Annotated in this window: 18 protein-coding genes and 1 pseudogene; 4 read left to right on the plus strand and 15 right to left on the minus strand. The window is 61.9% G+C overall.

What is annotated here, in order from left to right; all coding sequences use genetic code 11:
• Window positions 1-218 precede the first annotated feature (218 nt).
• Window positions 219-1,577 (plus strand): MATE family efflux transporter, encoded by a 1,359-nt coding sequence (locus QRN31_RS10950; RefSeq protein ID WP_285431981.1) that lies wholly within the window; start codon window positions 219-221, stop codon window positions 1,575-1,577.
• Window positions 1,578-1,655: 78 nt separating this feature from the next.
• Window positions 1,656-1,760 (plus strand): annotated as a pseudogene (locus tag QRN31_RS10955) (AsnC family transcriptional regulator); the annotation flags it as partial.
• Between the two features lie 5 nt (window positions 1,761-1,765).
• On the opposite strand, the gene phnE reads toward QRN31_RS10955, so the two are convergent.
• The 9 genes from phnE to QRN31_RS11000 all read right to left on the minus strand — a co-directional run bounded on the left by phnE (window position 1,766) and on the right by QRN31_RS11000 (window position 10,020).
• Window positions 1,766-2,533: a phosphonate ABC transporter, permease protein PhnE gene (phnE, locus tag QRN31_RS10960; RefSeq protein WP_285431983.1), complete on the minus strand. Its 768-nt coding sequence runs from the start codon at window positions 2,531-2,533 to the stop codon at window positions 1,766-1,768.
• Complete coding sequence (locus QRN31_RS10965) at window positions 2,530-3,357, minus strand: PhnE/PtxC family ABC transporter permease (RefSeq protein WP_285431989.1); 828 nt, start codon at window positions 3,355-3,357, stop codon at window positions 2,530-2,532. The genes phnE and QRN31_RS10965 overlap by 4 nt, the downstream gene beginning before the upstream one ends.
• Window positions 3,351-4,148: a phosphonate ABC transporter ATP-binding protein gene (locus tag QRN31_RS10970; RefSeq protein ID WP_285431990.1), complete on the minus strand. Its 798-nt coding sequence runs from the start codon at window positions 4,146-4,148 to the stop codon at window positions 3,351-3,353. The genes QRN31_RS10965 and QRN31_RS10970 overlap by 7 nt, the downstream gene beginning before the upstream one ends.
• Window positions 4,145-4,996, minus strand: coding sequence for a putative selenate ABC transporter substrate-binding protein (locus tag QRN31_RS10975; protein ID WP_285431991.1), 852 nt, complete (start codon window positions 4,994-4,996; stop codon window positions 4,145-4,147). Before QRN31_RS10975 ends, QRN31_RS10970 begins: the two co-directional genes overlap by 4 nt.
• A gap of 228 nt (window positions 4,997-5,224) precedes the next feature.
• Complete coding sequence (locus QRN31_RS10980) at window positions 5,225-5,926, minus strand: VIT1/CCC1 transporter family protein (RefSeq protein ID WP_285431993.1); 702 nt, start codon at window positions 5,924-5,926, stop codon at window positions 5,225-5,227.
• Window positions 5,927-5,977: 51 nt separating this feature from the next.
• Window positions 5,978-6,949, minus strand: coding sequence for an FAD:protein FMN transferase (locus tag QRN31_RS10985; protein WP_285431995.1), 972 nt, complete (start codon window positions 6,947-6,949; stop codon window positions 5,978-5,980).
• Window positions 6,933-9,113 (minus strand): PepSY domain-containing protein, encoded by a 2,181-nt coding sequence (locus tag QRN31_RS10990; protein WP_285431996.1) that lies wholly within the window; start codon window positions 9,111-9,113, stop codon window positions 6,933-6,935. The genes QRN31_RS10985 and QRN31_RS10990 overlap by 17 nt, the downstream gene beginning before the upstream one ends.
• A 25-nt stretch (window positions 9,114-9,138) precedes the next feature.
• Window positions 9,139-9,609, minus strand: a complete 471-nt coding sequence (locus tag QRN31_RS10995; protein ID WP_259158245.1) for a DUF2271 domain-containing protein — start codon at window positions 9,607-9,609, stop codon at window positions 9,139-9,141.
• An 87-nt stretch (window positions 9,610-9,696) separates the two neighbouring features.
• Entirely contained in the window at window positions 9,697-10,020 is a 324-nt protein-coding gene (locus tag QRN31_RS11000) for a PepSY domain-containing protein (RefSeq protein ID WP_285431999.1), read from the minus strand.
• 132 nt (window positions 10,021-10,152) lie between these two features.
• On the opposite strand from QRN31_RS11000, the gene QRN31_RS11005 reads away from it, so the two are divergent.
• The gene (locus tag QRN31_RS11005; protein ID WP_285432000.1) at window positions 10,153-10,812 is read left to right on the plus strand and encodes a response regulator transcription factor; all 660 of its coding nucleotides are present in this window, start codon (window positions 10,153-10,155) and stop codon (window positions 10,810-10,812) included.
• Window positions 10,809-12,152, plus strand: coding sequence for an ATP-binding protein (locus QRN31_RS11010; RefSeq protein WP_285432001.1), 1,344 nt, complete (start codon window positions 10,809-10,811; stop codon window positions 12,150-12,152). The genes QRN31_RS11005 and QRN31_RS11010 overlap by 4 nt, the downstream gene beginning before the upstream one ends.
• Window positions 12,153-12,230: 78 nt before the next feature.
• Here QRN31_RS11010 and QRN31_RS11015 read toward each other — a convergent pair whose 3' ends face one another.
• From QRN31_RS11015 to QRN31_RS11040, 6 genes are all read right to left on the minus strand, one after another.
• Window positions 12,231-13,817 (minus strand): arylsulfatase, encoded by a 1,587-nt coding sequence (locus tag QRN31_RS11015; RefSeq protein WP_259158238.1) that lies wholly within the window; start codon window positions 13,815-13,817, stop codon window positions 12,231-12,233.
• An 84-nt stretch (window positions 13,818-13,901) separates the two neighbouring features.
• Entirely contained in the window at window positions 13,902-14,549 is a 648-nt protein-coding gene (locus QRN31_RS11020; RefSeq protein ID WP_285432003.1) for an SDR family NAD(P)-dependent oxidoreductase, read from the minus strand.
• Window positions 14,546-15,190: a TetR/AcrR family transcriptional regulator gene (locus QRN31_RS11025; RefSeq protein ID WP_285432004.1), complete on the minus strand. Its 645-nt coding sequence runs from the start codon at window positions 15,188-15,190 to the stop codon at window positions 14,546-14,548. Before QRN31_RS11025 ends, QRN31_RS11020 begins: the two co-directional genes overlap by 4 nt.
• Before the next feature lie 65 nt (window positions 15,191-15,255).
• Window positions 15,256-16,080 (minus strand): SDR family NAD(P)-dependent oxidoreductase, encoded by an 825-nt coding sequence (locus QRN31_RS11030; protein WP_259158230.1) that lies wholly within the window; start codon window positions 16,078-16,080, stop codon window positions 15,256-15,258.
• 30 nt (window positions 16,081-16,110) lie between these two features.
• Complete coding sequence (locus QRN31_RS11035) at window positions 16,111-16,527, minus strand: MaoC family dehydratase (RefSeq protein ID WP_285432006.1); 417 nt, start codon at window positions 16,525-16,527, stop codon at window positions 16,111-16,113.
• 14 nt (window positions 16,528-16,541) lie between these two features.
• Window positions 16,542-16,982, minus strand: coding sequence for a MaoC family dehydratase N-terminal domain-containing protein (locus tag QRN31_RS11040; protein WP_259158226.1), 441 nt, complete (start codon window positions 16,980-16,982; stop codon window positions 16,542-16,544).
• Between the last annotated feature and the right edge of the window lies 1 nt (window position 16,983).

Consider the following 16,983-nt stretch of genomic DNA (forward strand, 5'->3'; position numbering starts at 1 on the left):
AAGATTAAATTCCGAAACCCCTATCTGCGTATGCAGGTAGGGGTTTTGTTTTGCCTGTAGAAAAATGACCGGCAGCCGCTGGGTTTACGGCAGCTGATTACTGCAATTTGCCTCTGTTCCTATCGAAAATCACTGCCCTTATCCGCATGGCGGAGATTATGGCCGACTCCCTGGCGTAGAATTGCAAACCGCGAGCCCACACCCGAGACGGAGCCTCAATGCAAAACCCCACCACCCAACACTCCCTCTGGAAAACCTACCTCCTTTTCCTCGCCCCAATGGTTCTCTCCAATTTCCTCCAATCCATGTCGGGCACCATCAACAGCATTTACATCGGCCAAATGCTCGGCACTCAGGCCCTCGCTGCGGTCTCCGGCATGTTCCCGATCGTCTTCTTCTTCATCGCCTTGGTTATCGGCCTCGGCGCGGGCGCGGGCGTGCTCATCGGTCAGGCCTGGGGCGCGCGTGAACCGCATCTGGTGAAAACCATCGCCGGTACAACGCTATTGCTAGGCGCGATGATCGGCCTGACCGCAGCAATCCTCGGCAGCATCTTCGCCAGATCCGCCCTGCAAGGCCTGGGCACGCCGGCGGATGTACTCGACGACGCCGTGTCCTACGCCCACGTGATGATGTGGATCATGCCCTCGTTGCTGATCTACGTGCTATTCACCCAGTTACTGCGCGGGGTGAGCGATACGGTGTCGCCGTTGGTGGCGTTGGTGGTGTCGACGTGCATCGGGTTGGCCCTGACGCCGGCGTTGATTCGGGGCTGGTTCGGGTTGCCGATGATGGGGATTCAGAGTGCGGCGTATGCCGGGTTGGCGGGTAACTTGTCGGCGATGGGCTGGCTGGCGTGGCGGTTGATTCGCAAGGGGCATCCGTTGGCGCCGGATCGGGAGATGTTTGCGGCGATGCGCCTGGACCTGGTAATTCTCGGCAAAGTGCTGCGCATCGGTTTGCCAACCGGGTTGCAGATGGTGGTGTTGTCGGTCTCGGAACTGGTGATTCTGGCGTTGGTGAATCAGCACGGTTCCCAGGCGACAGCGGCCTATGGGGCGGTGACGCAGATCGTCAATTACGTGCAGTTCCCGGCGTTGTCGATTGCGATCACGGCGTCGATCCTGGGCGCACAGGCAATCGGGGCAGGGCGCCTGGAGCGCATGGGGCCGATTTTGCGCACGGGTTTGTTGATCAATGTGTGCCTGACCGGTGGCCTGGTGGTGTTGGGGTATCTGTTGTCGCACTGGTTGTTGGGGCTGTTCCTCACCGATGACACCACCCGGGCGAAAGCTGAGCACCTGTTGCATATCATGCTCTGGAGTCTGTTGGTGTTCGGCTTCCAGGCGATTGTCGGCGGCATCATGCGTGCCAGCGGCTCGGTGCTGGTGCCGATGGCGATCTCGATTGTCTGCGTGGTCGGCGTGCAGTTGCCGGTGGCGTATGTGCTGGACGGGCACTTCGGTTTGCAGGGCGTATGGATGGCGTTTCCAGTGGCGTATCTGGGGATGCTGCTGTTGCAGACGGCGTATTACAAAATGGTCTGGCAGCATCAGAAGATCGAGCGGTTGGTCTAGGCGTTCGCTAAGTGTTTACCGCGCCGTTGTCGGGGGCGCCTGGCGACCGCTGCGTCGCCAGGCCATGTCTTGCCAGACCAGTACCTCTGCGATGAGAACCTGTCGACCTTGCCCAACGTGCAGCGGTTGACCTCGACGCTGGTGATGAAGCAGGTGGTGCAGGACCGGCCTTTGCCGTTGTAGCGCACTCAGGCCTTGACCCAGCGCTGACGGCTCCAGCTGCTCAATGAATCGACGGCGAAAACCAGTAACAGCATCGCAAGTATGACCGTGCTGGCTTGCGCTTCCTGGAACAGGCTGAGGCTGACATAGAGCATTTGCCCCAGGCCACCAGCGCCAACGAAGCCAAGCACGCTGGCCATGCGAATGTTGTTTTCCCAGCGGTACAGGATGTAGGCCAACAGTTGTGGCAAGAGGTTGGGCAGGGTGCCGTAGCAAAACGCCCATACAGCGTTGCCGCCCTGCAAGCGGATGGCGTCGGCCGGTTCCGGCGGAGTGTTTTCCAGTGCTTCGGCGAACAGCCGACCGAGTACGCCGGTGGTGTGCAGGGCCAGCGCCAGGGTGCCGGCGTTGGGGCCGAGCCCGGCGGCAAGCACCATCAAGGCGGCCCAGACCAGTTCCGGCACCGCGCGCAAAGCGTTGAGCACCAGGCGCGATGCGCTTTGCAACGGCCAGCCGAAGCGTCCGGCTGCAGGCAAGGCCAACAGCAGGCCGAATACCGCCGCGAGCAAGGTGCCAAGGGCGGACATGGCGATGGTTTCCAGGGCGCCATGGCCGATCGCTTGCAAGTGTCCGGCGCTCAGGTCCGGACTGAGAAAGCGTTGCGCATAGGCGCCCATTTGCTTCAGGTTTGCGCTGCTCCCCAGCTCGCCGAGGTCGATGTTCAAGTAACCGAATGAAGCCACGACCGCGATGCCGATGGCCAGGACCAGCGCCAGGTTGATAAGGCGATTCATGTCAGCCTCCAGCGCAGCAGGCGACTGAGTTGATCGGCGAACAGCACCAGGACCAGGAACGTCAGCAACAGGCTGGCCACTTCACCGCCAGCGAACATGCGCAGCGACAGGTCCATTTGTTGGCCCAGCCCGCCAGCGCCGACGAAGCCCATCACCACCGAAGCGCGGATCGCGCATTCCCAGCGGTACACGGTGTACGACAGCAGCTCCGCCGAGACATTGGGCAGGATGCCGTAGCAAAACGCCGCGAGCCGCCCACTGCCGGACCGTAAAAGCGCGTGGGCCGGGCGCTGGTCGACCGACTCGAAAATTTCCGCGTAGACCTTGCCCAGCATGCCGCTGTAGGTAATCGCAATCGCTAAAACTCCCGCCGTCGGGCCCAGACCGACAGCGCGTACGAACAGCAACGCCCAGACGATTTCCGGCACGCTGCGCAAAAAAATCAGTAAACCGCGCACCGGCCAGCGCAGCAATTGACCCCAGAAACTGGGGCGACCGGCACGCGACGCCGCAGACAGCGACAACGCCCGACTGGCCAACAGGCTGGCAGGTACGGCCAGCAGCAACGCCAGGGCCATACCGGCCGTGGCGATGGCCAACGTCTGCAAGGTGGCTTGCAACAGCATCTGGATGAACGCTTCGCCATGGGCCGGTGGCCAGAAGGCTGAGACGAATCGGCCCATTTCGCTTTGGCTGTCGCTGGCAATCAGTACCCGCAGGTCCAGTTCGCTGTAGTGAATGCCTGGCCACAGCAGAACGATCGCCAGCAAGGTGAGCAACAGGCGAGGGCGGGTAGCGGGGTCGCGAGTGTCAGACGTCAGCATCGCGGAATCTGCACACTCAAGTGGGCGGCGGGCACTGGCGAGGATTGCAGCTGCTCGTTGGCGTAGAGCGTGTCGAGTTGCTCGCGGTCGACGGCGCTGGCCGGAAGGTCGAACAGTATCTGCCCGTCACGCAGGCCAATGATCCGCGAAAAATGCGCCAGAGCCAGCTCCACGGCATGCAGGCTGGCCACCAGCGTGACGTTGTGTTCCCGGGCATGGCGGCACAGCACTGACAGCGTGTGTTCGGCCAATACCGGGTCCATCGCCGATACCGGCTCATCGGCCAGCAACACCTCGGGCGCTTGGTACAACACCCGGGCAATGCCCACGCGCTGCAACTGCCCACCGGACAGCTGCTGGCACTGGCTGAACAATTTGTCGCTCAGGTCCAGTCTGGCCAATGCCGCGCGTGCCCCCGGAATGTCCAGCGGATACAAGAGATTCAGCAGGCTCTTGCCCAAGCCCCACTGACCCAGTTTGCCGGCCAGAATCGCCGTGACCACGCGCTGTCGAGGTGGCAGGGGCGGCGACTGATGGATCAGGCCGATGCGCGCACGCAGGCGCTGACGCTGACGGGCCGACAGCTGCCAGGCGTGCTCGCCCAGCAACTGCAGCTCGCCGTGGCCCGGTCGCAGGGCGGTGGCCAGCAGATTGAGCAAACTCGACTTGCCCGCGCCTGACGGGCCGATGATGGCGACCTGTTCGTTGGCGCCAATGTGCAGATCCACGCCACGCAGCGCCTCGACACCGTTGGCGTGGGTCAGGCTGACCTGGGTCAGGTGCAATGTCATTTCAGCAGTTCGGCGGCGCGTGCAGCCTCTTCGATACCCTTGTAGTTTTCCGGGCTGGTTTCGATGAAGCGGCTGGCAGCCTGCAGGTCGAGGATTTCCTTGTCCTTCGGGTTCGCCGGATCAAGCGCCAGGAAGGCCGCTTTTATCTTCGCGGCCAGTGCCGGGTCGAGGGTCCCGCGCACCGTCCAGTTGTAGTCAAAGTAGGCCGGGGTGGTCGAAAACACCTTGACCTTGTTGGTATCGACCTTGCCGGCGGCGACCAGTTTTTCCCACACGCTGGCATTCAGCACCCCGGCGTCCACTTTGCCGGCCTGGACCCAGGCGACGGTGGCGTCATGCGCGCCCGAGTAGCCGACGCGGCTAAAGTAGGTTTCCGGCTTGATGCCTTCCTTCAACATGAAATAACGCGGCATCAGGCTGCCCGACGTGGACGACACCGAGCCAAAAGCAAAGGTCTTGCCCTTGAGATCAGCGAGGGATTTGACGTTGGGGTCGGCGGTGATGAATTTGCTGGTGAACTGAGCGTCCTGTTCACGCTGCACCAGCGGGATGGCATTGCCGGTTTTCAGGCGCGCCTGCACGAAGGTGAAACCGCCCAGCCAGGCCAGGTCGATTCGGTCAGTGGCCAGCGCTTCGACCACGGCCGGGTAATCGCTGACGGGCACGAACTCGACCTTCATGCCTAACTTTTGCTCCAGATACTCACCCAGTGGCTTGAACTTGCGCAGCAGTTCAGTAGGCGCTTCATCGGGAATCGCACTGACTTTCAAGGTGTCGGCGGCCTGAGACAGCAGGGTAAAAAAAGACAGGGTCAAGCTGACAGTCAATGCCAGGGTACGCTTGAGCATGGAAGTTCTCCGGTGCATTAACGGATTGAATTCGATGCGCCAGACACAGGCGGATGACTGCATGGCGCTTTGTGAGGTTAGACGAAACGCAGCGATGCTAACGCCTTTTGGCTCGATTGCAGAGCCTTCACTGCAACAGGATGTCTGCGCGCGGAGTGGATCAGGTTCCGGGAGATGTCCGCACCATCAGGCGATCTCGCGAATGGGCTGAAAATGTGGATGCCCCCGCTAGACCACCGCGCCAAACAAATGCCCCACCAGTGCCGTGATTGCCATGGCCAGCGCACCCCAGAATGTCACACGCCAAGCACCGATCAACACCTTGGCACCCCCCGCCCTGGCGGCAATGGCGCCCAGCGATGCCAAAAACACCAATGACATGACCGATATCCACATCGCCACGCTCTGCTGCGGCGCGAAAAATGTCACGGCCAGTGGCAACGCGGCACCCACCACGAAACTGGCGGCGGAGGCCATGGCAGCCTGCAAGGGTTTGGCGGTGAGGGTGGCGCTGATGCCCAATTCGTCCCGGGCGTGTGAGCCCAGTGCGTCATGGGCCATCAATTGATCGGCGACTTGATGCGCCAGCTCGGGTGATACGCCGCGATGCATGTAGATGTTGGCGAGTTCGATGTGTTCGGCTTTCGGGTCGCTCGCCAGTTCTGCCCGTTCGCGGGACAGATCGGCTCGCTCGGTATCGGCTTGGGAGTGCACGGAAATGTACTCGCCCGCGGCCATGGACATGGCGCCTGCGATCAGCCCTGCCATTCCAGTGACCAGCAAGGTGGCATGAGAGGCATTGGCGGCCGCAACGCCGATCAGCAGGCTGGCGGTCGAGACAATCCCGTCGTTGGCGCCCAGGACGGCGGCGCGCAGCCAGCCGATACGATCGCTTCGGTGTGCCTCGGTGTGCCGGTGCATGAATTTCATTGTTGAACGGACTCACTGTCAGTAGGCGGTCCAGCCGCCCGGTCAGGGGGGTCAGCGGGTTTCAATCTGCGCCTGCAACTGGCCGCCGACAATGGATATTTCTCTGAACTGATCTCCCTCGCGCAGCACGAACAGCGCGTCCATCCCGCGCTCCTGAGCCAGGCGTGGGCCTTGGGTTTCTCCCAGCACCATCAGCGCCGTGGCCCAGGCATCGGCGAGCATGCACGAGGCGGCTACCACCGTGACGGCGGCCAGTCGGTTGCACAGCGGGGCGCCGGTAATCGGGTTCATGGTATGAGCATAGGATTGCCCGGCCACTTCAACCCAGTGTCGATAGTCCCCGGATGTCGCAATCGCGGCGTCGCTCAGTTCCATCACACCCATGACTTCACGCACGCCCCGATTGGGTTTTTCCAGGGCCACGGCCCAGCACTGGCCGTCCGGCTTCACGCCCCGGGCGCGCATCTCGCCATCGATGCCGACCAGGTAGCGGGTGATGCCCAAATTCTCCAGGCAACGCGCCAGCTCATCAACGCCAAAGCCTTTGGCGATCCCACTCAAATCCAGGTTCAGTGGCCCGCGTTTGCGCGCCTGATTGCGTTGCGGGTCGACCATTAATGCTGCGCTGGCCAGCAGCCGGGCGCGCGGCGGCGCGGTGTCGAGCGCTTGCCCGGTGATGGTCTGTTCCCCGGGACCAAACCCCCAGGTATTCACCAGATCACCGACGGCGATGTCGAAGGCGCCGTCGGATTGCTGGCTCACTCGCAATGCAGCGGACAGGACCGTGCACAGTTCCTTGGGCACTGGCACCCATTCCTGCTCCGGGGCGGCGTTGAGACGGTTGAGGTCAGAATCGGCTTTCCATGTGGACATTTGCTGGTCCACCCGCGCCACTGCGTGCGCCAGGCGCTGGCCAACGTCGTCGGTATCGATCCCGGGACCGGCGTAGAACAGGGCGGTGTAGCGGGTGCCCATGGTTTCGCCATTCAGGCTGTAGCGTTGCCACTCAGTAGACGTCTTCACGGTAGCGTCCTTGTGCCTTGAGGGTGAGCACACTCAGGTTGAGAGGCGCCAACACTTCATCGAGGGCGTGCATCACGCCTTTGGCCATCTCGCGGCTGCCACACACCAGCACTTGGGCACCTTTTTCAATCAGTCGGCGCAAGGCCAGGGCATCGCTGATCAGTCGGTCTTGCACGTAGCTGCGGTCCTGAACTTGAGAAAAAGCGGCGCGCAGTGCCGTAAGGCGTCGGTCCGCCAGATACTGGTTGAGCTGCGGCTCATAGAGAAAATCCGACGCCGGGTGACGCCCGCCCCAGTATAGGTGCATCGGGTGTCGGGCCTTGTTGTTGCGGATAAAACCCGCCAGAGGACCGATGCCGGTCCCGGCGCCAATCAGGATCACCGGGTTCGCGCCCGATGCTGGACGAAATTGCGGATTGGGCTGGATAAAGGCTTCGATCTGCCCGCCGATGTTCAAGTCATGAAGAAACTGCGAGCACATGCCACCGTCGTGTTTACGCACACAGATTTCCAGCACACCGTCGTGCGAACCGCTGGCCAGCGAGTAAAAGCGCGGAACAGGGCTGCCCGGCGGCAGAATCCCGACCAGGTCGCCGGCCAGGAAGTCAGGCAGTTCGCCGGGTGCTTTAAAACGCAGCACATGCGTCGGCGCATTCACCTGTTCGCCATAGGCAATGCGTTCTGTCAGCGCCAACAGATGAGTGCGTGGCTGCTGCGGAGTGTGAACCAGCGTCAGGTCATGGCCCAGGACTTCGCCCAAGGCGTGGCCCCAGCGGGCAAATTCCTGAGAGGACTGGCGGTTGACGGTTTCCAGCCCCAGCAACGGCGAGCCTCCGGCCTGCACCATTGCATCCTGAACCTGATGGGCGTACTGACAGAACTGCGCAAACTGACGGTCGCCCAAGCCCAGCACGGCAAAGGGCAGGCCGGGCTTGAGGCCGCTGTCGGCCAGACGCTTCAGGAACTGAGAGGCCGAAGCCGGTGCGTCGCCGTCACCGTGGGTCGCGGTCAAGATGAATACCCGCTCAGCCTCGCGGTAATCGCCGCGCCATTCATTCATCGCTGCGCTATGCACTCGATGGCCACGCTGGTGCAAGGCTTCATGCAAGGTGTTGGCAAAGCCCCAGGTGCTGTTGTTTTCACTGCCCACCAGAATCACGCTGTTGGCTGAGTGGGCGGGGCTGTTGTGGCGGATGTTCGGGCCAGCCTTGCGGCGGCGCCACCACAAAAGAATGCCGGTCACGCTCATCAACGGCACACCGAGGGCGCACAGACCAAGCGGCAGACCCAGCCACCAGAGGCCTTCGCCGGTGTGCAGCCGATAGATCCATTCGTAGAGGTTGTGCATCGAGTCGTGGGATTGATAGGACAACAAGGCACCGCTGGCCTGATCCACATAGCCGTCGCCTTGGGCCGTACGCAGGGAGAACACGTCCTGCGGGTTGCCGGGGCTGGGGTAGACCAGTTCGCGCAGGTCATTCAGGTCGGTGGCCTGCAAGGCGTGCAGGCTCGCCACCGGCAAGGCCGGGCCGGTGCTGACGTGGGCGGGGAAGGCGGGTTCGCTTTGACTGCCGTCGGCGATAAAACCAAAGTTGGTGGCGGACATATAGAGCCCGGTCAATGCTGAAAGCAGCAGTCCGAGGATGACCAGTCGCCCGACTTCGGCATGCCAGCGCTGGCTGAAGGTGCCGCGCAGTGGCCGCAGCAGGTTGCGCCAACCACCCAGGCGCCGGGCCAGCAACAGCGCGCCGGACACCGACAGTATCAGCATGAACAGCGCGCCAACCCCCGACGCCCCATGGCCTGGCGAGCCAAGGAACAGTGAACGGTGCAGCTCTTTCATCCAACGGGAGAACGCCGATGGCGCGTAAGGTGCCAGGCCTTGACCGGTCAATGGGTCGACCTTTTCAGCCCCGGCCTGGCCGTTCTGGTTGTAGTAGACGATCACTGTCCCGGACGCTGTGCGCTGGATCTGCTCCACGCCCGGGAAGTGGCTGGCAACGCGTCCGGCCAATTGGCCGACGTTGAGTTGTCCTTGGGTCGTGGGCGTACTGTGCAGGCGTTCCAGGGCCGGGTCGACGGACAGCACCGCGCCGCTGATGGCCAACAGCATGACCAACAGGGCGGCGATCAAACCGGGCAGGGAATGGAACTGGCGAAGCATGTTCAGCCTCCAGAGTGGGCAGGTGCTACAGATCGTAAGTAAAGGAATCGACGTAAGTGCTGCCGGCCGCCGGCTTGCCTGCGCCTTTGGACGTCAGGGGCACGCTGACATCGGCGTGGGCTTCACGTTTATCTTCGACGGCGCTGTCGATGCGGATCTGATACCCGGCATCAATCAGCGTATCTGCCAGTTCGACGCTGACTTTGAGTGTGCGCCCGCTGCCGACACTGGCACCGCTGACCCCATCGAACTCGCTCGGGTTCATCCCGCTGCCACGGGCCCAGTCGCCAAGGTGCTTGTAATACTTGGCCTTCTTGCCGGCCACCCAGAGGGTTTTCTGGTAGTGGCCAGCGGCGTCGGTGACGTAGATCGCCAGGTACGCATCATTGCCGCTGTAGTCCTTGAGCTGTGTGGTCAGGGTCACTTCACGAGCCTGGGCCAGCCCCGGCAGGGCAATGGCACCGGCAAGGCAAGTTGCAGCGATGATCTTTTTCATGGAGATATCCTTTTGATCGTTGGGTCGAGAGCCTGGACCTGCTTGCTGACAGCAACCTGAAGCGCAGGAAAAAAAAGACAGTGGGCCTCATTCCGTCAGCGGGCTGCCGAGGTAATCCCTGGCATCGCCGTCGTCGCGAAAGTGAATCTCGAGTGTGTGCAGGCGCAGCGAGGCCGGTGAGTAGCTGGCTTCAATGGCGTTGCCTTTGCGGTCCAGCCCCTTGAGCTCGTAACACCCGTCGTCGACCTTGATGCGCTGCACGCTCCAGCCGTATTGCCGCTCCACTTGCTGACGCAGGGTGTCGCGCGGTTGCCAGTCGCTCACCGGGTCGCTGCAATTGTCATCGGCCAGGGCGTAACCGCTGAGCAGCAGGCTCAACAGCGCGGCATTGGCGATAAAACCTGTTTTCATGATCTGTCTCCTGCCGAGGTCGGCGTCTGTGGCATACCCTAAGGTGCATTCCTGACAACCAGCTGAATCTTCAGATTCACGTCAGGTAAGGCGATTAAGGTGCCGTACGACAACCATCACAGGAGGTGCCCGATGCGGGTTTTATTGGTCGAAGACGCACTTGGACTGGGGGAGGCGGTGCGCGAACAGATCGCCGATGACGGCCATGCGGTCGATTGGGTGCAACGCCTGGACCATGCGCGCAACAGCGTGCGTACTACGCCTTACGATCTGATCTTGCTCGACCTGATGCTGCCGGACGGTCGCGGGCTGGATTTTTTGCATCAACAACGCTCGGCAGGGAACGTCACTCCGGTGATCATCCTGACGGCTCAGGATCAGATTTCCGATCGTATCGCGGGCCTCAACGCTGGCGCCGACGACTACCTGGTCAAGCCGTTCGACCTGTTCGAGCTCTCGGCCCGTGTGGCGGCGGTGGCCCGGCGCTACAGCGGCAACCCCAATCCGCAGATCAGGCTCGGCGACTTGCAGGTCGACCTGAGTGCCCGCACGGTGTCGCGGGCCGGTGCGACGGTGGACCTGACCGCGCGGGAGTGGGCGCTGTTCGAAGCGTTTGTGCAGCGCCCCAGCGCGCTGCTGTCCAAATCGCAACTGGAAGAGCGGTTGTATGCCTTCGGCGCTGAGATCGAGAGCAACACCATCGAGGTCTACATCAGCCGGCTGCGTAAAAAGCTCGGGCGCGATCTGATTGAAACCGTGCGCGGCATGGGCTATCGGTTGATGTCCGCATGAAGCCGTCGTCAAGCCTGCAAAAACGCCTTGGCCTGGGACTGACGCTGGGCATGACCTTGCTGTGGCTGGCGGCGACCGTCGGCGCCTGGCTGGTGGTGCAACATGAATTGAACGAGGCGTTCGACAGTGCGCTGGAAGAGACCGCGCAGCGCATCTTGCCTCTGGCCGTGCTGGAAATCAGCAATCGCGAAAGTCCCCGTGATGCTCAGCACGTCGCCCCTCTGAAAATGCACAAGGAATACCTGACGTATCTGGTGCGCGACGCCAAGGGCGAGATCCTGATGCAGTCCCATGACGCCAATCCGAAGATCTTCCGCACGCAACCTGCCGAAGGTTTTGCAACCACTGAAAAATACCGTTTGTTTGGCGCCAGTGCGCTACGTGAGACGGTGTTCATTGAGATCGCCGAACCTCTGGAGCATCGCCGTGAAGCCGCGCGGGAAGCGTTGTTTGCCTTGCTGTTGCCGTTATTGGCACTGATCCCCATCAGTCTGTTCGGCACCTGGATGCTGGTGCGCATCAGCCTGCGCAGCATATTGGCCTACCGCCGTGCCGTGGAGGCTCGCGGTGTGGGGGATCTGTCGCCGATCACCATGACGCACCTGCCGGCAGAAATCGCCCCGTTGGCCGAAGCGGTCAATCATCTGCTGGAGCGCTTGCGCAAAACCCTGGAAGCCGAGCGCAGCTTTACCGCCAACAGCGCCCATGAACTGCGCACGCCACTGGCCGCGACCCTGGCGCAGATCCAGCGCTTGCGTCACGAAGCGCCCGAAGGTCCGCTGCGCTTGCGCGCGGCCAAAATCGAAAACTCGTTGCGTGAACTGACCCGACTCTCGGAAAAACTCATGCAACTGGCCAAGGCCGAGGGCGGCGGGCTGTTGTCCGAAACGCCCCAGGACCTGATCCCGTTGCTGGCCCATGTCGTCGATGAGTGGAACCACAGCAGTGGCCAACGGATCGCGTTGCAGCTGCCCACTCAAACCAGCGTGTACTCGACGATTGATCCGGACGCCTTCGCCATTCTGTTGCGCAACCTGATCGAGAATGCGCTCAAGTACGGCGCCACGGATCAACCGGTCGAAGTCAGCCTCACCGACCAGGCGCTGCTGCGTGTGGTCAATGGTGGCCCGTCAGTGCCGGAGCCGGTTTTGCAGCGTCTCACCGAGCGATTTGTGCGGGGTAACAGTGACACCAGCGGTTCGGGATTGGGGTTGGCGATTGCCAAAACCATTGCACAGGGGGTCAACGCCACGATACGTCTGGTATCGCCAGCAACAGGACGGCAGGAAGGATTTGAAGTCTGCGTGTGGTTTCCACTCGCGTCGACGGTCGAACGCTGAACGTCGCGGCGAGTTTGGGACGCACCTCGGGCAGAGTCCTGAGTGTTTGCCGCCCTTATGGAGGGCGGCAGCCACGCCTTACGGTTTGGCCTGAGCCCTGGCCTTTTCCTCGATCTTCGCATCCACTGCCGCGCGAATCTGGTCGATGCTGAAGCTCGCCGGTTTCTGGCTCGGTGGGTACTCGATAAAGGTCTGCAAGAACCTCGCGGCTTTGGCCACGCCGGCGGCCAGAAGGTAGGAGTTCTTCACGGTCCAGTCGTAATACTGGTCAGACACGATGTCTGCCCGCTCGTAAGGGTCCATTCGCAAGTTGAACAGTTTCGGCACGCGCAGCGGCACGAACGGGCTGCTCCACACGGTAAAACCACCGGGTTCGCGTTGCTCGGCGAAGACCACTTTCCAGTTGTCGTAACGCATGGACACCAGCACGCCGTCGTCGTTGAAGTAGTAGAACTCGCGGCGTTCGCCTTTCGGTTGTTGGCCGGTCAGGTAGGGCAATTGGTTGTAGCCGTCCAGGTGCACCTTGAAACTGCTACCGCCGGCAGTGGGTGCCCAGCCTTTGAGCAGTTTGTCTTTCACGCTGGTGTCGCCGGCGGCGGCCATCAGCGTCGGGAACCAGTCCATGCCTGAGAACATCTCGTTGGAGACTTCACCGGCCTTGATCTTGCCCGGCCAGCGCACGATTGCCGGCACCCGGTAAGCGCCTTCCCAGTTGGAGTTTTTCTCATTGCGGAACGGCGTGGTCGCCGCGTCCGGCCAGGAGAACTGGTTCGGACCGTTGTCGGTGGTGTAGACCACGATGGTGTTGTCGGCGATTTTCAGGTCGTCGAGGGTTTTCAGCAGTTTGCCGACGTCACCGTCGTGTTCAAGCATGCCGTCTGCATACTCGTTGCCGGGCATGCCGCTCTGGCCCTTCATCGAATCGCGCACGTGGGTGAACAGGTGCATGCGCGTGGTGTTCATCCAGACAAAAAACGGCTTGTCCGCCTTGGCCTGTTTCTCGATGAAGGATTGGGCGGCGGCGGTGGTTTCGTCGTCGATGGTTTCCATGCGCTTGGCGGTCAGCGCGCCGGTGTCTTCGATTTTGCCGTCGGCGTAGCTGTGGATCACGCCACGCGGGGTCCGGGATTTGACGAAGTCGGGGTCGTCCTTGGGCCAGTACGGCCGCTCGGGTTCTTCTTCGGCGTTGAGGTGGTAGAGGTTGCCGAAGAACTCGTCGAAACCGTGGTTGGTCGGGAGGAATTCATCCTTGTCACCCAGGTGGTTCTTGCCGAATTGACCGGTCGCATAACCTTGTGACTTGAGTGCCTGGGCGATGGTGATGTCGCGCTTCTGGATACCGATCGGTGCGCCCGGTACGCCGACTTTGCTCAGGCCTGTGCGCAGTGGCGTCTGACCGGTGATGAAGGACGAGCGTCCGGCGGTGCAGCTATTTTCCGCATAGTAATCGGTGAAGAGCATGCCTTCATGGGCGATCCGGTCGATGTTCGGGGTCTTGTAGCCGACCACGCCCATCGAATAGGCGCTGATGTTGGTCTGGCCGATGTCATCCCCGAAGATCACCAGGATGTTGGGTTTTTCAGCGGCCCCGGCTGTTGCCGAAATCGCCAGGACCGAAGCCGCCACCAGGGCAAGTTTCGGCAGCCACTTTGTTATGCGAGTCATCTGACTGGCTCCTTGTTGACGGGCGTCGCGAAGAGCGACCGACACCCATGTTCGAGCGTCGTCAACCGGAGCACGCCACCCGTATCAGGTGGCGTGGCAACTGCGGTTCGGTCCATCGACATGCAACACGGCGCCGGTCACGCTGGCGCCCGCTCCACTGGCGAGCAACAACAAAGGGCCGTTGAGTTCTTGCAAACCTGCGCCTTGGCCTTGACCGGGGGCAATGACGTTGACGCGAATGCGGTGGGGCGTCAGCGACTGGGCCATGGCGCGGCTCATGCGGATCAGGCTGCTGTTGGGGCGCAGGCACGGGTTGGGTTCGCTGATGGGGCGAGGCGGTGGGTCGATGTTGACGATGCTGCCCCCACGCTCGGCCCGAATCATGTGCAGGCTGGTGCAATGGACAATGTGGTTGTTCAGGGCAGTATGTTCGCGCTCGGCGCTGTTGTTGATCAGCACATCGACACTGCCCATGCGCGCCTGCACGGCATCCAGCGCCGCTTCAATGCTCTGGCGCCGGGCGCTGTCGAGCGCGACGATCATGACATCGGCGCCGTCCCAGCGCAGGTCCGCTGCCAGTTGTTCCAATTGCGAAGGGTGCTGCGTGCCGAGGGCCACGCGCGCGCCCGCAGCGCTGATCAGTCGAGCGAAATGGGCGCCCAGGCGGGTAGCGGCATCGGCGACCAAAACGGTTTTCCCCGTCATGGAGAAGGGCTGCATGAGGTCTGTCATGGGCGCACCTCCATCGGCGCAGCGCGGCGCTTGATCACGGTGCGCGGGACCGCCAGCCGAGGCGATGCCGTGGGGGTGGCGCCGAGCATTTTCATCACCAGTTCCGAGTAATGCCGGATCACGTCGTCGATGCCCCAACGACCATCGGCCTGATACCAGACGCAGGCGTGGGTGAGCATGTTGAACAGGGTACGCGCCATCAGCTTCGGTTCGGCGCAGCTGAGTGATCCTTCCTTGACCCCTTGTTCAAGCAACTCCTGCAAGGTTTTCAGGTACAGCCGCCGGGCCTGGCGCACCTGCTCCAGGTCCTCTTCGCCCAGGCTTCTGAACTCTAGGTTGCCAAGCATGGCTTCGTCCTGATGTTCCAGGTGATAGCGCACATGGCAAGCAATGAAGGTGCGTAGCTTGACGTCGGCGGTGGCGGTTTTCGGACGGCAGCGTGCCCATTCCCGAGACAGCCCCTGGAGGTATTCCAGAATCAGTTCCAGCAGCAGTTCGCTTTTGCCTTTGTAGTAGATGTACAACGTCGAGGCGTTGATGCCTGCTTCGGCCGCGAGCTGGCGCAGGCTCATCGACTCATAGCCGTTGCGCGAAATCAGTTTGATGGCAGCCAGGCGGATGTTGATTTCAGTTATGTTCATGGGGTTGATCCTGCGGTCATCAAGCTCAAGCGGTGGTGAGGGAGCCAGCTCCCTCACCACACTGCTTATTGCAGGTCGCCGGCGACAGCGATGGTTTGCGCGGTGATGTAGTTCGATTCCGGCGAGCAGAACAGGTACACGGCGTCGGCTGCTTCTTTCACGGTGCCCGGGCGACCCAAGGGGTTGCGCTGGGCGAACGACTTGGCCGCCTCCGGGCTGATGCCGACACGGATGTCACGGCCTTCGATGCTTACGGTGGCGCCAGCATGGGCATCGGCGCTGGTCATGCGGGTTTCGATGAACCCGAATGCCACGGCGTTGACGTTGACCTTGAAACGGCCCCATTCACGCGCCAGTGCACGGGTCATGCCGAGCACACCGGCCTTGGCCGAGGAGTAGTTCATCTGCCCGGCGTTACCCTTCAGGGCCGAAACCGATGAGATGTTGACCACTTTGCGGAACACTTCACGTTCTGCTGCGGCGTCCGCCTGGGCCTGGGCCTTGATGATCGGGTAGGCCGCCCGCAGGATGCGGAACGGTGCGGTCATGTGGCAGTCGAGAATCGCGTACCACTGCTCATCGGTCATCTTCTGGATCACGTCGTCCCAGGTGTAACCGGCGTTGTTGACGATGATGTCGATGCTGCCAAAGCTGTCCATGGCGGTCTTGATGTAACGCTCGCCAAAGTCCGGGGCGCTGACGTTGCCGTGGCAGACGGCGGCTTCGCCACCCAACTTGCGGATTATTTCAGCGGTCTCGTGAGCCGGGTCGGCGTCCAGGTCGTTGATCACAATGCGCGCGCCTTCGCTCGCCAGTTTCAGCGCGATTTGCTGACCGATGCCACGACCGGAACCGGTGACCAGTGCGACTTTGCCTTCGAGTTTTGCCATGGGGTGCTGCTCCTCAATTCTTGGGTTTGTTTACAGAGCGATGACGGCGTCGCCAACAATCTTGGTTTCGCCATATTGATTGGTGGTGCGCACTTCGACCTTGATGCGTTGTTCGCCATCGACCTCGAAGCGATCCACGACAGTGCCGGTGCAGGTGATCTGGTGGCCGAGGTGGGTAATACCGAGAAAGCGCACGCCGAACTCGCGCAACTGACGCTGATCGACCCATTGCGTCAGCAGGCGGCCGAGGTAGGCCATCGACAACATGCCGTGGGCGAACACGTCGGCCATGCCGGCCCGGCGCGCGTAATCGGTATCGATGTGAATGGCGTTGTGATCCCCCGACGCGCCGGCAAACAGGCCCAGCGTGGTGCGGTTGATCGGCGGCAGGGCCAGTGGCGGCAAGGTGTCGCCGACGTTGATTTTTTCCAGGCTTATGGCATTCATCAGTGTTCTCCTATTCAGCCGTTGCGCTGCACAAGCACGCTGCGCAGGTCCGCGACGTGCTCACCGTGCTGATTGGTGACTCGGGTTTCACGCACCACGAATTCCAGCGCGCCACCTTTCTTGTCGTAGATGTCGGCGATGCGCACATCGAAGCGCAGCGTGTCGCCGGCATAGGCCATACGGTGGTAACGGAACGATTCCTCGCCGTGCAGGATGCGGGCGGTGACGATGCCCAGTTCGTCACGCCAGGCGTTGGACGGGATCTGGAACTCCAGCGAGAACAGGAAGGTCGGCGGCAGTGGCAGACCGGGATAGCCGGCGTCGCGCGCCGCCTGTTCGTCGAAGTAGATCGGGTTGGTTTCACCGATGGCCTTGGCGAAGAAACGCAGTTGCCCGGCTTCGGCGGTGGCGAGGAAGGTCGGCAGTTGTCGGCCGATGTGTTTCTTGTCGATCATC

Source organism: Pseudomonas sp. fls2-241-R2A-110, from assembly GCF_030209165.1.
Lineage (GTDB): Bacteria > Pseudomonadota > Gammaproteobacteria > Pseudomonadales > Pseudomonadaceae > Aquipseudomonas.

What these genes read in the sequence shown, in the direction of transcription:
- QRN31_RS10950 (WP_285431981.1), top strand. Translation starts at nt 219, where the DNA reads ATGCAAAACCCCACCACCCAACACTCCCTCTGGAAAACCTACCTCCTT.
- phnE (WP_285431983.1), bottom strand. Translation starts at nt 2,533, where the DNA reads ATGAATCGCCTTATCAACCTGGCGCTGGTCCTGGCCATCGGCATCGCG.
- QRN31_RS10965 (WP_285431989.1), bottom strand. Translation starts at nt 3,357, where the DNA reads ATGCTGACGTCTGACACTCGCGACCCCGCTACCCGCCCTCGCCTGTTG.
- QRN31_RS10970 (WP_285431990.1), bottom strand. Translation starts at nt 4,148, where the DNA reads ATGACATTGCACCTGACCCAGGTCAGCCTGACCCACGCCAACGGTGTC.
- QRN31_RS10975 (WP_285431991.1), bottom strand. Translation starts at nt 4,996, where the DNA reads ATGCTCAAGCGTACCCTGGCATTGACTGTCAGCTTGACCCTGTCTTTT.
- QRN31_RS10980 (WP_285431993.1), bottom strand. Translation starts at nt 5,926, where the DNA reads ATGAAATTCATGCACCGGCACACCGAGGCACACCGAAGCGATCGTATC.
- QRN31_RS10990 (WP_285431996.1), bottom strand. Translation starts at nt 9,113, where the DNA reads ATGCTTCGCCAGTTCCATTCCCTGCCCGGTTTGATCGCCGCCCTGTTG.
- QRN31_RS10995 (WP_259158245.1), bottom strand. Translation starts at nt 9,609, where the DNA reads ATGAAAAAGATCATCGCTGCAACTTGCCTTGCCGGTGCCATTGCCCTG.
- QRN31_RS11000 (WP_285431999.1), bottom strand. Translation starts at nt 10,020, where the DNA reads ATGAAAACAGGTTTTATCGCCAATGCCGCGCTGTTGAGCCTGCTGCTC.
- QRN31_RS11005 (WP_285432000.1), top strand. Translation starts at nt 10,153, where the DNA reads ATGCGGGTTTTATTGGTCGAAGACGCACTTGGACTGGGGGAGGCGGTG.
- QRN31_RS11010 (WP_285432001.1), top strand. Translation starts at nt 10,809, where the DNA reads ATGAAGCCGTCGTCAAGCCTGCAAAAACGCCTTGGCCTGGGACTGACG.
- QRN31_RS11015 (WP_259158238.1), bottom strand. Translation starts at nt 13,817, where the DNA reads ATGACTCGCATAACAAAGTGGCTGCCGAAACTTGCCCTGGTGGCGGCT.
- QRN31_RS11020 (WP_285432003.1), bottom strand. Translation starts at nt 14,549, where the DNA reads ATGACAGACCTCATGCAGCCCTTCTCCATGACGGGGAAAACCGTTTTG.
- QRN31_RS11025 (WP_285432004.1), bottom strand. Translation starts at nt 15,190, where the DNA reads ATGAACATAACTGAAATCAACATCCGCCTGGCTGCCATCAAACTGATT.
- QRN31_RS11030 (WP_259158230.1), bottom strand. Translation starts at nt 16,080, where the DNA reads ATGGCAAAACTCGAAGGCAAAGTCGCACTGGTCACCGGTTCCGGTCGT.
- QRN31_RS11035 (WP_285432006.1), bottom strand. Translation starts at nt 16,527, where the DNA reads ATGAATGCCATAAGCCTGGAAAAAATCAACGTCGGCGACACCTTGCCG.
- QRN31_RS11040 (WP_259158226.1), bottom strand. Translation starts at nt 16,982, where the DNA reads ATGATCGACAAGAAACACATCGGCCGACAACTGCCGACCTTCCTCGCC.